Source organism: Brevibacterium aurantiacum (assembly GCF_900169065.1).
Classification (GTDB): Bacteria; Actinomycetota; Actinomycetes; order Actinomycetales; family Brevibacteriaceae; genus Brevibacterium; species Brevibacterium aurantiacum.
Genome location: NZ_FXZB01000026.1, coordinates 15,373 through 29,263 on the forward strand (window position 1 = coordinate 15,373; position 13,891 = coordinate 29,263).

A 13,891-nucleotide genomic window follows, 5' to 3' on the forward strand; every position below is an offset into this window, starting at 1 on the left:
GGCCACGACGCGCCGAGAAACTGGTTGAGTGCCGAGACCCTTGCGCGTGCACCCGTGCCCCGTAACTCAAGCAGTTTCTCGGCGGGGTCCGAGCTCAGTCCCGATCCTCGGGGACGGTGTGGTGCTCGTCCATCTCGACAACCACCTCGGCGTCGGGAGATGCCTCTTTGAACACCCACGTGCGGTAGGCGTAGAAGCGGAAGATCATGGCCAGACCGACGCCGATGATGTTCGTCGAAATGTTGTAGGTCAGCTGGTCACGCATGTCGAGCAGGTACCAGGTCACACCCAGCGGGATGACGGTGATGATCATTCCGGCCATGTTGACGGCGATGAAGAGCGAGATGCCGCGCAGATTCGAGCCGGTGGTCCGGTCTCCGTAGGTCCAGAGCCTGTTGCCGATCCACACGACAACCATCGAGATGATGGTGGAGACGATCTTCGACTTGATCGGGCTGCCATCGAGCAGCGCGGGAATCGATCCCACGCCGTATGCGAGGACATTGGAGAGTCCCACGTCGACGATGTATCCCAGACCACCGACAGTGAGAAACTTGAACGCTTCCGCCGCAAGGCGCCGCATACGGGCCGACAATGACTCTTTCATTACAGTCACCGAGTCTAATCGGCCAGGTTTCGGACTCGCTGAATGCCCCCGATCGCGGCGTGCCCGGTGATCATGGGGTGTCCTCCGGGTCCCGGGTGTCCCCGCTGTCCATTGCCTCCGCACCGGCCGAGTCGGCCTCTTCACGCGTGGTCCGCCACGTCTCGCGCGTGGTCCGCGAAGTCCCGCGCTTGGTCCGCCACATCGCCAGGACGAACAGCAGCGCGGTGGTGACGGCCAGCGCCGGCCAGAACGTGTACCGGAAATGGTTCGACGGCACGATGGGTAAATACCCGAACACATAGAACAGCGCCGAGGTGGCCAACATCGTGATCTCGGGCCAGAAGGTTCGGGCGTCGGCGGTCTTCGAGATCACCTTCTCGACGGGCATCGAAGTCGTTCCAGCGGATGCTCTCACCGCCGTGTTGACGCTCGTCGAGCTCCGCCGCCGGGCACGGTACCCGAAGACGAGCAGGGCGCCGGCGAGGAGGGTCCAGAACCAGGGCTTGAACAGCATCGGGAATGTGTCGAGCGCGAAGTCTTCGACATAAGGCTTGACGATGTAGTCGGCCTTGTCGTTGCCCTGCTCGAGGCCGACCTTCGCTGCGTCGTAGTGCCAATCGGCCGGCCAGTATTCCAGAGCCGAGGAGAAGAAGTAGAAGGAGAACACCGCGGCTCGGTACTCCGCATAGCGCAGGGGGTGGGTGATGACCTCGGACAGCCAGAGATCCCTGAGTTCGTCCTGGTGGGCGATCGGCGAGAACGGCTCTCCGCTCGCCCCCATGTCGTAGCAGTTCCAGTAGGCGTCCCAGATCTCGCCCTTCTCCAGGCATTTGTCCCGAGCGGTGCTGATCTTGTCCTTGAGCTCGGCGGGAGCATCTGAAGCTTGGAGCTCGTCATCGGGCACGGAGAACATGACATCGTCGAGGAAGATCTGGGAGATCTGACCGGTGGCCGCCACGTTTTCCTGAGACTCGATGGCCAGGTCCGTGGCCTTGACTCCAGCGCCCAGGACGATAAGGACGAGCAGGGAAGCGACGGTCGTGGCCAGCCCTCGCTTGGCGGCGAATCGCGACAGCACCCGACTGCCGCGCTGCCGACTGTCACGCAGCCGCTTCACCAGCAGCCAGGCGACATAGACCGCGATCGGGAGGATGGCGAAGATGGCGTTCTTCCGCAGACCGAACGCGTAGACGAGCAGCAGGAGTGCCGGAATCCAGAGCAACCACGTCTTCGGGACGAAGCGAGTGATGACGAGCAGGACCACGGCCAGCAGAATGGCCACGGCCATCTGCGTGTCCTTCCACATCGTCGTCATCTGCGACACGACCCAAGGGGTCGCCATGATCGCGGGCCCGACCAGCGACACCCACCGAGGTGCTCCCCACCGGTGCACGAGCACGCCGAGCAGCCAACAGGCGAGCGCGAGGATGCCCACTTGGAGGACGAACAGGCTGCCGGCCTCACCGGTGAGGCCGATGAGGACTCGCCACACGGCGCTCATCACCGGAGGGTGCCAATCGGAGAACGGGATGTCACCGGTGGCCTGCGCGTACTGGTTGGCGATGTCGACATTGGCTCGGCCCGGGAAGAACAGCGCTGTGAAGGCCAGAGCGGGCACAATCGTCACCAGAGCGAGGAAGGCATCCCAGAAAGCGGCCGAGGCGAAGAGGCCTCGACGCTGGGAACCGTTCATCGTTCGACTCGTTGAACCGTGCGTCGCTCGATCCCTCGCTCGATCCGTCGGTGAAGGTTCCGTCATGAGGCGAGTGAGGTCCTCGCTGCAGGTGAGGGCTGGTGGTGTTGGTCGGGCACGCCCAGTCCGGAGGCCGCGTCCGGAGCACTGACCGCCGGCAGACCCAGGTACGCCAGCCTTGAGGTTTCGCGACGGGCTCGACGCAGACCATCCAAAGTCAGTCCCACACTGCCGAGCAGGGCTGCCAGACCCATGAGTGCTGCGGCGAGGATGGCGGTCGGGAACCTCGGCACCAGACCCGTCTGCCAGAACTCCCAGACCACGGGCAGCCCGAACAGCAGTGACGCTGCGGCCAGGATCGTAGTGATGACACCGTAGAATAGCCTCGGCCGTTCGTGTCTGACCAGCGCCGAGATCAGGCCCAGGATGCGGAAGCCGTCCTTGAACGTCGAGAGCTTCGACTCACTGCCGTCGGGACGGTCACGGAAATCGATGGGCACCTCGGTGCTGGGCAGGCGCAGCGACATCATGTGCACGGTCAGTTCCGTCTCGATCTCGAAGCGCTTGCTGATCGCGGGGAACGACTTCACGAACCTGCGGGAGAACACGCGGTATCCGGAGAGCATGTCGGTGACCTGGGACTGGAACAGCCAGCCGGTGAGTCGGTCGAACATCATGTTTCCGGCCTCGTGACCGGGCCGGTAGGACGTCGATTCCTGGTTGTCCTGGCGCACGCCGAGTACATGGTCGTAGGGCCCAGATACCAGAGTGTCAATCATCTCGGGCAGATGCGCGGCCTCATAGGTGTCATCGCCGTCGATCATCACGTAGATGTCGGCCTCGATGTCGGCGAAGGCGCGCCGGACGACGTTGCCCTTGCCCGGGGAGTTCTCCTTGCGGACGATCGCGCCCGCCTCGGCGGCCCTCTGCGATGTCAGGTCACTCGAGCAGTTGTCGTAGACGTAGACGATGATGCCGGGCACGGCCGCCTTGAGATCGCCGACCACCGTCGCCACGGTGATCTCCTCGTTGTGACAGGGAACGATCGCCGCGATCCTGGTGGTGTCCTCGAGCATGCGCTGGTCCCCTCGTCGTTCTCACCCGACCGCACTGCCGATACAGCAAGCGGTCATGGCCTTGAGCTACTCAGGAATACGGGCACCACATGACGATGAAGTTAAGGGAGTGCGAACTGCACCGGTCCCACCCCACGGTTTTGACCAGAGTTCATGTTCTCGTCACAGTGCGACGAGCGTCAGGGACAACGGACGGGCCCACAGCGGCCTTCACGCCCTCGACGCGCACCTATCGAAAGATTCCGTTGAGGATGAAGTCGGTGCGGCGGTCATAGTCGATGCGAGGAGGTCGCGGGCGGTGCTTGAGGACGAGGGCGCTGTCGGCGACCACAGTCTGGAAATCGCTCGGCAGGAATTGTGCGGCCAGGACGCCGTCGGCGTGGCCGTCGGCGACAAGCTCGTCGTGGAAGGCCCCGCCGGCATGGCACAGCGCCATGAGCCCTTCGGAATCGGGGAACTCCTGCAGCAGGACGTCGTTGACAGCAGGCAGCCGGTACTGAAGGTCCCGGAGTGCGCGAACGTACGCACCGATCCGTTCGCGGACGCCTGAGACCGAGCGAGATTCCTCGATGACGTCGTGCAGCTGTGCAGCGACGACCTCATCAATGACCTCGTCGATGAGACCGACCCGTCCGCCGAAGCGGTTGAAGATGGTGGCCCTGCTCACCTGCGCTGCCGCAGCGACGTCATCGAGCGAGGCGGACAGACCCTGCTCGCGGAACACATCGATGGCGGCGAACCGAATCCGATCGATGTTGCGACGGGCGTCGGAACGAAGCACCGACGAAGCTCCGGCTGCCATCACGTCACCGCCTCTCCTGATTGATCCCGAAATCGACAAGTTGACACATTGCGTCAACTTCGACACTATCGTAATCGACATAAATTGACACGGAGAGTCAATTTCGCTTCCGAAAGGGCCCATCATGATCGTCATCACCGGAGCGACCGGCACCCTCAACGGCGCCGCCGTCGCCCACCTCCTCAAGCGCGTACCCGCGAGCCAGATCGGAGTCAGCGCTCGCAATCCTCAGCGCGCCGAACACTTAGCCGATCAGGGAATCAGAGTGCGGCAGGGCAGCTACGACGACCCCGCGGCACTGCGCGAATCCTTCGCAGGCGCCGACCAGGTGCTTCTCGTCTCGTCCAATGACCTCGCCGCGGACGTGGCCGCTCAGCACCGACAGGCGATCGACGCGGCCGTCGATGCCGGCGCGCGACACATCCTCTACACCAGCCAGCACGCGGTCGGCCCGGATTCTCCGTACCTGCCACAGACGATTCACGCAGCAACGGAAGACCACCTGGCCGCCTCGGGCGTCGCCTGGACGGCCCTGCGCCACGGCTTCTACGGCACGATCGGCGACCTCATCGGCCCATGGCAGACGACCGGAACCATTGCCAGACCGGCCGACGGCCCCTTCTTCTGGGTCGATCGTCGCGATGCCGGAGAGGCAACCGCGGAGATCCTTGCCAGGGGCGCTGCCTACAACGGTCCGGTCGACCTGACCGCCACCGCGCCGGTCACTCTCGCCGATTTCGCCTCGGCGGCATCCGAGCTGTCCGGTCGAGACATCGACCGCATCGTCGTCGACGACGAACAGTGGGTCGCCGATGAGGTCGCAGGAGGCGTCCCGGAGCCCACAGCGCGCTTCACCCTCTCGATGTTCCAGGCGTTGCGAACCGGACGCTTCTCCCGATCACACTCAAAGCTCACCGAACTCCTCGGGCGAAAGCCGCGCAGCCTCACCGAGCAGCTGGCCGAGGAGACCTCCGTCTGAATCCTCACCGCGACTCGACAGCACACTGAGGGATCCGATCCCCCGAATCGGCGTGTCTTTGATCACGAATCCGCAGTTGTGCGTCATTTTATGACGACTCCTTAGGGGTCAGCACTCCCGTATTGGCATGCTCAATCGTCGGCATCACTGCACCGCAGTGCCACGCCGCCAATCAACATCACCATCCACGCGAGGAGACGCCTGTGATCGAGCTGCGCGGTCTGCGAAAGGTCTTCGGAGACACTGTCGCTCTGGCGGAGATCGATCTGTCGGTCCCCGCCGGAGAGATCCATGGCATCGTCGGCCGTTCCGGAGCCGGCAAGTCCACACTCATCCGCTGTCTGACTGGCCTCGATTCTCCGAGCTCGGGGACGGTGTCCATCGACGGCGCCGATCTCACCGACCGGTCCGGCTCCGGAATGCGCGAGGCCCGCCGCAGCATCGGCATGGTCTTCCAGCACGTGAACCTCCTGGATTCGCGCACCGCTGTGCACAACGTCGCCCATCCCCTGCAGATCGCCGGAGTTTCCAAGGCCGAGCGCCTGGCCAAGGCACACGAGCTGCTCGAGATCGTCGGACTCGGCGACCGGGCCGACAACTACCCCGCCCAGCTCTCCGGCGGACAGAAGCAGCGCGTGGGCATCGCCCGGGCGCTGGCCGCCGAACCCAAGGTGCTGCTGTGTGATGAGCCCACCTCGGCGCTGGATGCCTCGACGACGGATCAGATCCTCGGCCTCATCCGCTCCCTGCGCGATCGCCTGGGCATCACAGTGCTCATCATCACCCACGAAATGTCCGTCATCCGCGAGATCTGTGACTCGGTGACGCTGCTCGCCGACGGTCGAGTGGCCAGGACCGGCACCCTCGCCGAGGTGATCTCCGAGCCCGGCTCCACCCTGGCCAAGGATCTCGTCCCCCTTCCACCCATCGGTCTCGACGACACCGGACCAGCCACTGATGCGGATGCCGTCGGCGCGGATGGCGCCGGCACGGATGACGCCGGTACGGATGACGCCGGCACCAGCGGCGTGCAGATCCGCCTCGTCGAGGTCGCGCTGGCCGGGACCAGCCTGCCGCAGGTCCTGACCTGCGCGCAGTCCGTCGGTGTCAGCGCCGATGCCATCCTCGCCGGCGCCGTCGAAACGATTGAGGGCAGGCAGGTCGGGCGGATCCGCTTCACGCTCGCCTCGGCGGCGAAGTCGAAGGAGCTCATCGCAGCCCTGGAAGCCGAGGGAATCTATGCGGAGGAGGCAGCCTGATGAACGATCCGATGTGGTTCGACAACCCCGCGATCACGCAGCAGATGCTGCCCGCAACGATCGAAACCCTGCTCATGACCGCCTGGTCCACCGGGCTGGCGGTGCTGTTCGGCCTGCCCTTGGGCATCTGGCTGTTCACGACATCGAAGGGCGGACTCACGGCCCGTCCCGCGCTCTACCGCGTGCTGTCGTTCATCGTCGACATCACGCGCTCGATCCCCTTCATCATCCTCATCATCGCCCTCATCCCCTTCGCCCGCTTCGTGGTGGGTTCGGCTCTGGGGTGGCAGGCGACCGTCGTGTCCCTGACCGTCGGGGCGATTCCCTTCTATGCCCGCCTCGTCGAGAACTCTCTGCGTGAGGTCTCGGAAGGGAAGGTCGAGGCGGCATTGATGATGGGGGCCTCGAATGGGCAAGTGGTCCGTCAGGTCTACGTTCCCGAGGCGAAGCCGGGCCTGATCGGTGCCGCAACGGTCACCTCGGTGACTCTGGTGTCCTACACCGCGATGGCCGGGGCAGTGGGCGGGGGCGGTCTCGGCGCACTGGCGATCTCGTACGGCTACAACCGCTACCAGGCGGACACGATGATCGCCTGCATCATCGTCCTCGTGCTCATCGTGACGCTCATCCAGTTCATCGGCGACCGCATCGCCCGCGCCGTCGACCACCGGTGAGGCCTACCTGCGGCACGCCACCGGTGGGCCTTCCCAACACTCGACACTCTTCACACCGACGATCAACTGAAACCAAGGAGAATCATGAAGACCAAGCTCATCGCCATCGCTGCGAGTGCAACCCTGCTGCTGTCGGGCTGCGGGCTCGTGGGCGGCGGAACCGACACCGTCGGTGAAAAGGACGGCGACATCACCAAGCTCACGATCGGCGCCACTCCCGTTCCGCAGGGCGACATCCTGCGCTTCGTCGACAAGACTCTCGCCGAGGAGGCCGGCCTCGACCTCGAGGTCACCGAATACGCGGACTACACCCTGCCCAACAAGGCCCTGTCCGATGGTGACATCGACGCCAACTACTTCCAGCACAAGCCCTACCTCGACTCCGAGGTCGAAGGCCAGGGCTACGAGATCACCGGCTTCAAGCCGATCAACCTCGAACCCTTTGCACTGTTCTCGAAGACCGTCAAGGACGTCAAGAAACTGCCAAAGGGCGCGAAGATCGGCATCAACAACGATCCCGCCAACCAGGGCCGAGCGCTGAAGATGCTCGAAAAGGCGAAGATCATCACCCTCAAGGACGGAGTCGACGCGGTCGACGCCAAGCTCTCCGACGTCGAGGACAACCCGAAGAACGTCGAGTTCGTCGAGGCCGATGCCGCTCAGCTGGCACGCACCCTCGAGGACGTCGATGCTTCGGTCATCAACGGCAACAACGCCCTGGAGGCCGGACTCAACCCGGCCAAGGACGGCATCCTCCTCGAAGGCGCCGAGGACAACCCCTACGGCAACTTCCTCGCCGTGCGCACCGAGAACAAGGAGGACGAGAACATCAAAAAGCTCGACGAGCTCCTCCACTCCCCCGAGGTGAAGCAGTTCATCGAAGACAAGTGGTCCGACGGATCGGTCCTGCCCAGCTTCTGATCGCAACGTCGTCCAGCTGACACGGGACGTCGAACTGACACGCGCCACCCGACCAGCACGCGTCGCGAGGAACTTTTGGTGTGAAATCCAGTCAGGTTTTCACACCAAAAGTTCCTCGCGAGCCACTGCCGAAGCTCACTCCTCAACTTCTGGGATGATTCCTGCCCTGTGGGCGAGAATCGCGGCCTGCACCCGGTTCTCGGCGCCGAGTTTGCTCAGGATCGCACTGACGTAGCCTTTGACGGTGCCTTCAGTGAGGTAGAGCTCGCGCGCTACCTCGGAGTTCGCTCTGCCCGCTCCCACCAGCGCAAGCACATCGCGCTCTCGAGTCGACAGTGCCGCGATGGACTCCTGCGCCGCGGCATCGGGGCGGGGCCCGGAACGGAACCGGTCGATCACGCGGTGCGCGACTCGCGGAGAGAGGTAGGCCGCGCCATCCGCTGCGGCGTGCACGGCGTCGAGAAGCTCCCGGGGGTCGGAGGCCTTGAGGAGGAACCCGACCGCTCCGGTCTCCAGCGCCTGGGCGATATAGGCGTCCTCTCCGAAAGTCGTGAGCATGACGATTCTCGTCTCCGGCCGCGTCCGAAGAATCTCAGGGATCGCTTCGAGTCCATCGAGGTTCGGCATCCGAATGTCGAGGAGCACCACCCGTGGACGCAGGGCGACGATCTTCGACACCGCCTCTCGCCCATCTGCGGCCTCGCCCGAGACAGCGATTCCCGGGTCGCTGCCGAGAATGGCGCGGATGCCGGATCGGATCAGCGGTTCATCATCGACGATGAGAACCGTCGTCGGTTCGCTTGCCCTATCGCCGCCCGCCCCGTCGTCGGCGCTACGCCGCCCGGAACCAACAGCCGACCCCTCACCGGCGCTACGCCATTCGTCACCATTGCCGAGGTTCGTCATCACTGCTCCTTCCCAGCCAGCCGGTCCGCGGCCACGACGACCCCGTCGCGAGTGCAGATGCGGTATATGTCGGAGCTGAAGTCAACGGCGTGCTCCCTGGCCAGATAGTACTCGCACGAGGCTCCCCGTGGTGCCTCGGGAACTCGGTTCGTCGGCGGAACACCGGCACGGTCGACGTGTGAGTCTGGCAGCGCAGCTTCTGCCTCGGCCGCCGGCTGACCGACATGGATTCGCGCGAAATCTGTCGATGTCAGTCCCACGCTGGCGAAGGTGAGCGCTTGGAGGACCGCGAACACGGCGACAAGCACTGCCGCGCACACTCCGGGTACCAGGGCGGCCCGCCGCATGCTCGCGCGCTGAGCGCGAGAGACACTGCGGAGGCGGTCCTTCGTCTCCGGATCACCCCGTACTCCGGCGTTCGTCCACGCCTCCGTTGTACCGGTACGTGGGGTCTGCGGAATGCTCGCGGACACCCGGAAGCCGCCGAGGTGGGGCCTGGGCGACATTGTGCCGCCGAGCAGCCGGATCCGTTCCTCTGCTGCGATGAGTCCCATACCGCCCGGCTGCGAACCATCCGCCCCGGCACGGGAGGAATCCGGCCGCTCGTTGACGACGAGCACGTCGACACACTCGGCTCGGGAGTCGACGGTGATCGTCACGGGTGCACCGGACGCGTGTTTGGCCGCATTCGTCAGAGACTCCTGGACCACGCGTTCGACGGCCCGGGCAACCGCCTCGGCGGCGATCGGACCCGACACGGATAAGTTCACGTCCATTCCCGAGTTCTCGGCCGACTCCACGATCCGATCAAGGTCGAGGCCGCCAGGAGAGCGTCGCGGCTCGGTCTCCTCATTGCGCAGAACTCCCAGAATCTCGTGCAGCCTGTCGGTGGCAGCGACGGCCCGAGCGCGGATCTGGGAGGCGGCCTCCCTCTGGTCGTCGCTGGCGTCGGCAAGCAATTCCAGCGCCCCGCTGTGCAAGGAGATGAGGGCGAGGTCGTGACCGATGAGGTCGTGCATGTCCTCCGCGATGCGTGCCCGTTCGCGCATCCGGGCAAGGTCCGTGATGATGGCGTCCTCCTGGGACTGCCGGATGTTTCTCAGTCGCAGGGCCCGGCCGAGCCACCAGGGCAGGAGCAGAATGACGAAGTCGGTGACCACTGCGGTCAGCCACATCGAGAGGTAGTCGGCCGGCTGCGCGAACCAGGACAATGCCAACTGCGCGATGAGTCCGGTTCCGAAGCCGAGCAGAGCCGGCTGCATCGACGTGGACCGGCGACCGATGAGATATGCGGGGACCACGAGCAGGAGCTGCAGTGGCGACCACGGGGTGTCCGTGAGCAGGGCAGTCGTCGTGGCGCAGGCGAAGATGACGAGGGCCTGCCACCATTCGTTGCGTCGCATCGGTCGCCCTCCCCGCTTGGGTGTCTGTGAAAAATGCTATCAACGCCCCGTGGTAGGGCGACACTGACGAAAGTCAGGGTCTGCGCGACCGCGATGACCGACCAAGGTCAGATACGGTCACTGACTCACGACCGGTTCGCTTTCGGAACAGAATTCCTAGGCTGAATGACATGAAGCGGCGAGGTTCGGCAGAACCTCGGCAGAACCACGACACCGAATGTCCAGAAGAGAGGTTCCAGTCATGATCACCTTCGAATCGCTGACCAAGGTCTATGGCGACAGACGAGCTGTCGACGACATCAGCCTGCAGATCGCTCCCGGCAAGGTCACCGGGTTCCTCGGGCCCAACGGAGCCGGGAAGTCGACGACGATGCGAATGCTGCTCGGCCTCGACCGCCCCACCTCGGGTCGGGCACTCATCGACGGTCGCACCTACCAGCAGTTGAGCCACCCATTGCACACCGTCGGAGCTCTGCTCGAACCGCGCACCGGCCACCCAGGCCAGTCTGCACGCAGCCACCTGATCGGCATGGCCCGCAGCAACGGCATCCCCTCCCGCCGTGTCAACGAGGCGCTGAGCATGGTCGGTCTCGAGGACGTCGCGCACTCGCGGATCGGCACCTTCTCACTCGGCATGCGACAGCGTCTGGGCATCGCCTCGGCGCTTATCGGTGACCCGCAAGTGCTCGTCTTCGACGAACCGGTCAACGGCCTCGATCCCGAAGGAGTGAGCTGGATCCGCCACCTCATGCGTGATCTCGCGGCGCAGGGTCGCACCGTCTTCGTCTCCAGCCATCTGCTCAGCGAGATGGCCGATACCGCCGACCACCTCGTCGTCATCGCCCGCGGACGCCTTCTCGCCGACGCCCCGCTGCGCCAACTGCTCGATGTCACCCGCACGGCGCAGGTCCGCTCACCTCATGCGCCCCGCCTCGCCGAGGTGCTCGAGCGAGCCGGTATGACCGTGACCACCGTTGCCGACCACTTGCAGGTCAGCGGAGACGGAATCGACACAATCGGTGGACTGGCGCACGCATCCCACCTGCAGATCGATGAGCTCAGCTTCACCGGGGCCTCACTGGAGGACATCTATTCGCAGCTGACAGAAGGCGTCACGGACTACCGGGCCGCCTCGCTGCCCCACACCGACACACCAGCCGGCACTGCGCCGATCAGCACTGCGCCGACCACCACGCAGATGGAGGACACACGATGAACACCACTGCCGCACCCACCCGCACCGCCTCCGGTGGAGGCTGGCCCGGCGCCATCGCCTTCGAATGGACGAAAACCGTGAGCGTCCGCTCGACCTGGTGGATCATCGCCTCCGCGCTCGTTGCCACCCTTCTCGGGACCTGGCTGTTCGGTGCCTCGGCGCTGGCCAGCGGACGCAACGGTCTGGACTCCGCGATGCCGGCACCCTATATCGTGGTCCAGACGATGCTCGCCGTCGAGATGGTCATCGTCCTGCTCGCCACCTTCTCCATCACTGGGGAGTACTCGACCGGGTCCATCATGACCACCTTGCAGTCCGTTCCCCGACGCGGGCTCGTGCTCCTGTCGAAGACTGCAGTCCTATTCGCGGCCGGCCTGGTGCTCGGGGCGGCATTGATTCTCGCCGGTACCCCGGTGGCCGCGATCTCGGCCGCCGAATTCGGCACCTTCGAGTTCTCGGATCTGCTCAGGGCCATCGTGGGCACCGGAGTCGGGCTGGGATTCTTGGGTGTCTTCGTCCTCGGTCTCGGCACCGCCCTGCGCAGCGCATCCCTGACCATCATCACCACACTGGGCCTCCTCCATCTGATCCCCAATCTGCTGCCGTTGTTCGGCAGTGATGCGATCAGCGAGTTCGTCCGCTACCTGCCCAATCAGGCGATCACCGTGCTCGCCGTCGACACGACCGGCCCGTACGGTTGGCCGACCGCGGTCCTGGTGCTATTGGGTTGGGCCGCGGCGGGGCTGCTGCTGGGGCATCTGGTGCTGCGCAACCGCGACGCCTGAGTCCGCCGTCAACGCCGCCTCGGTCTCACCACGCGATCAGTTCTGCCATGATCAGTGCTGGCCCGACCAGTGCGGGCCCGACCAGTGCGGGCTGTACATGAGCCCGAGCACATTGCCGAACGGGTCCACCACCGAAGCGGTCACGAACTCCGGTCCACGCGGGGTAACCGGCGCGTGCACCGTCGCGCCGCGGCCCACCAGGTCGGCGAGGGCCTTCTCCACATCGTCGACATGCCAATGCGTGACCGAGCTGCTCCCCGCGGTCGTTCCCTCAGGCGAATACGAGCGGTCCATGATGCCCAGCTCGTCCTCGTCAGGCCCGATGCGAAATTCGACATAGGCGGCCGGTCCCTCAGGCGGCTGGCGGAAATAGGGAGACTGCCCGAGGAAATCTGCATACCACTCGGCAGCGGCGTCGACGTCGTCTGCGGTGAGAACCATCGTGGTCAGCCCTTTGAGAATGCTCATGTCATTGCCCTTCGCTCTGCGTTTCCGTCCGCCTGGTGCGGGCGATATCTCCGAGTCTCGCAGTCAAAGTGATCATCAAGTGAGCACTTTTGGTGAGAGACTTCTTCTATGCGCGCAGACCGACTTCTTGCCCTGCTGCTCTTCCTGCAGACCCGCGGGAAGGTCACCGCTGCCCAGGTCGCCGAGGAGCTCGAGATTTCGATCGCCACCGCTCGCCGCGATCTCGAAGCACTGTCCACGGCCGGCGTGCCTGTCTATGTCCAACCCGGCCGAGGCGGCGGCTGGCAGCTGATCGGCGGCGCCAGGACGAACCTCACCGGATTCTCCGGGCACGAGGCACGAGCCCTGTTCTGGATGCTCGGCACCGCGGGTCTATCCGGTCCAGAAACCCGCGTGGCCACCCGCAAGCTCATCCGCGCCCTCCCCGAGTCACTCCGATCCGAAGCCGAGACGCTGGCGACGAGAATCCACTATGACCACACCACGTGGGGAAAGGCACCACCAACAGACGACGGACACGAACTCCTCGACACCCTGCGTGACGCCCTCGTGCATCAGCAGATCCTCGACATCAGGTACACCGGGCGCACTGGAACCACCGACATGCACGCTGCGAGTCCGCTCGGCCTCGTGGCGAAGGCCGGCACCTGGTACCTCGTCGCCCGCACCGACAGGGTACGAACCTACCGCGTTGACCGCATCACGGAGGCCGAGGCCGCGGAACCGAATGTCGATGAACCCGGCACGACTTCGGGACGTCTTACCGCCTCGGCGACTGATCATGAGTTCGACCTCGCCTCCTACTGGGCCGCGCATGTCGAGGAGGTGGAAGCGCGTCGCTCATCCGTCACGGCGACGATTCGCTGTCCCAACTGGACCGTTCCGATCCTCTCTGCACACTTCGGCAGGTATTTCACCGTCGTCTCCCAGGACATAGATTTCACCATCGCCGAGGTGAGGGCCCACCTCATCGTCGCACTGGCCGAACAGTTGGCCGGGTGGGGACGGACAGTCGAAGTCATCTCACCGCCCGAGCTTCGCCGGGAGTTGGCACGGATCGGCGCCGAGTTGATCGAATACGACCGAGACCGGTGACTCGATC

General features: G+C 64.8%; 14 protein-coding genes. 7 read left to right on the plus strand and 7 right to left on the minus strand.

Annotation, left to right across the window (positions count from 1 at the left end):
- Positions 1-94 precede the first annotated feature (94 nt).
- The 4 genes from BAUR9175_RS16005 to BAUR9175_RS16020 all read right to left on the minus strand — a co-directional run bounded on the left by BAUR9175_RS16005 (position 95) and on the right by BAUR9175_RS16020 (position 4,178).
- A complete protein-coding gene (locus BAUR9175_RS16005; RefSeq protein ID WP_257944355.1) occupies positions 95-607 on the minus strand; it encodes a GtrA family protein in 513 nt (170 codons plus the stop codon).
- A gap of 70 nt (positions 608-677) precedes the next feature.
- Positions 678-2,300 carry a hypothetical protein gene (locus BAUR9175_RS16010; protein WP_101584457.1) on the minus strand — a complete coding sequence of 541 codons (1,623 nt, stop codon included), beginning with the start codon at positions 2,298-2,300 and terminating at the stop codon, positions 678-680.
- A 62-nt stretch (positions 2,301-2,362) separates the two neighbouring features.
- Positions 2,363-3,376: a glycosyltransferase gene (locus BAUR9175_RS16015; RefSeq protein ID WP_101584459.1), complete on the minus strand. Its 1,014-nt coding sequence runs from the start codon at positions 3,374-3,376 to the stop codon at positions 2,363-2,365.
- Between the two features lie 229 nt (positions 3,377-3,605).
- The gene (locus tag BAUR9175_RS16020) at positions 3,606-4,178 is read right to left on the minus strand and encodes a TetR/AcrR family transcriptional regulator (RefSeq protein ID WP_101584460.1); all 573 of its coding nucleotides are present in this window, start codon (positions 4,176-4,178) and stop codon (positions 3,606-3,608) included.
- A 124-nt stretch (positions 4,179-4,302) separates the two neighbouring features.
- Here BAUR9175_RS16020 and BAUR9175_RS16025 point away from each other — a divergent pair, with 124 nt between their 5' ends.
- The 4 genes from BAUR9175_RS16025 to BAUR9175_RS16040 all read left to right on the plus strand — a co-directional run bounded on the left by BAUR9175_RS16025 (position 4,303) and on the right by BAUR9175_RS16040 (position 8,011).
- A complete protein-coding gene (locus tag BAUR9175_RS16025) occupies positions 4,303-5,157 on the plus strand; it encodes an NmrA family NAD(P)-binding protein (RefSeq protein ID WP_101584462.1) in 855 nt (284 codons plus the stop codon).
- 203 nt (positions 5,158-5,360) lie between these two features.
- Positions 5,361-6,416: a methionine ABC transporter ATP-binding protein gene (locus BAUR9175_RS16030; protein ID WP_101584464.1), complete on the plus strand. Its 1,056-nt coding sequence runs from the start codon at positions 5,361-5,363 to the stop codon at positions 6,414-6,416.
- Positions 6,416-7,090 carry a methionine ABC transporter permease gene (locus BAUR9175_RS16035; protein WP_101584466.1) on the plus strand — a complete coding sequence of 225 codons (675 nt, stop codon included), beginning with the start codon at positions 6,416-6,418 and terminating at the stop codon, positions 7,088-7,090. The genes BAUR9175_RS16030 and BAUR9175_RS16035 overlap by 1 nt, the downstream gene beginning before the upstream one ends.
- Positions 7,091-7,174: 84 nt before the next feature.
- The gene (locus tag BAUR9175_RS16040) at positions 7,175-8,011 is read left to right on the plus strand and encodes a MetQ/NlpA family ABC transporter substrate-binding protein (protein ID WP_101584467.1); all 837 of its coding nucleotides are present in this window, start codon (positions 7,175-7,177) and stop codon (positions 8,009-8,011) included.
- Positions 8,012-8,146: 135 nt separating this feature from the next.
- Here the strand turns inward: BAUR9175_RS16040 and BAUR9175_RS16045 are convergent, their stop codons facing one another.
- Both BAUR9175_RS16045 and BAUR9175_RS16050 read right to left on the minus strand, forming a co-directional pair.
- The gene (locus tag BAUR9175_RS16045; RefSeq protein WP_101584469.1) at positions 8,147-8,917 is read right to left on the minus strand and encodes a response regulator; all 771 of its coding nucleotides are present in this window, start codon (positions 8,915-8,917) and stop codon (positions 8,147-8,149) included.
- Positions 8,917-10,320, minus strand: a complete 1,404-nt coding sequence (locus tag BAUR9175_RS16050) for a sensor histidine kinase (RefSeq protein WP_101584471.1) — start codon at positions 10,318-10,320, stop codon at positions 8,917-8,919. Before BAUR9175_RS16050 ends, BAUR9175_RS16045 begins: the two co-directional genes overlap by 1 nt.
- A 241-nt stretch (positions 10,321-10,561) precedes the next feature.
- Here BAUR9175_RS16050 and BAUR9175_RS16055 point away from each other — a divergent pair, with 241 nt between their 5' ends.
- On the plus strand, positions 10,562-11,536 hold the full coding sequence (locus BAUR9175_RS16055) for an ABC transporter ATP-binding protein (protein ID WP_101584472.1): 975 nt from the start codon (positions 10,562-10,564) through the stop codon (positions 11,534-11,536).
- The gene (locus BAUR9175_RS16060) at positions 11,533-12,321 is read left to right on the plus strand and encodes an ABC-2 transporter permease (protein ID WP_101584474.1); all 789 of its coding nucleotides are present in this window, start codon (positions 11,533-11,535) and stop codon (positions 12,319-12,321) included. Before BAUR9175_RS16055 ends, BAUR9175_RS16060 begins: the two co-directional genes overlap by 4 nt.
- A gap of 51 nt (positions 12,322-12,372) precedes the next feature.
- Here the strand turns inward: BAUR9175_RS16060 and BAUR9175_RS16065 are convergent, their stop codons facing one another.
- Positions 12,373-12,789, minus strand: a complete 417-nt coding sequence (locus tag BAUR9175_RS16065; RefSeq protein WP_101584476.1) for a VOC family protein — start codon at positions 12,787-12,789, stop codon at positions 12,373-12,375.
- Positions 12,790-12,897: 108 nt separating this feature from the next.
- Here BAUR9175_RS16065 and BAUR9175_RS16070 point away from each other — a divergent pair, with 108 nt between their 5' ends.
- A complete protein-coding gene (locus BAUR9175_RS16070; protein WP_101584478.1) occupies positions 12,898-13,884 on the plus strand; it encodes a helix-turn-helix transcriptional regulator in 987 nt (328 codons plus the stop codon).
- The last annotated feature ends 7 nt before the right edge of the window (positions 13,885-13,891 follow it).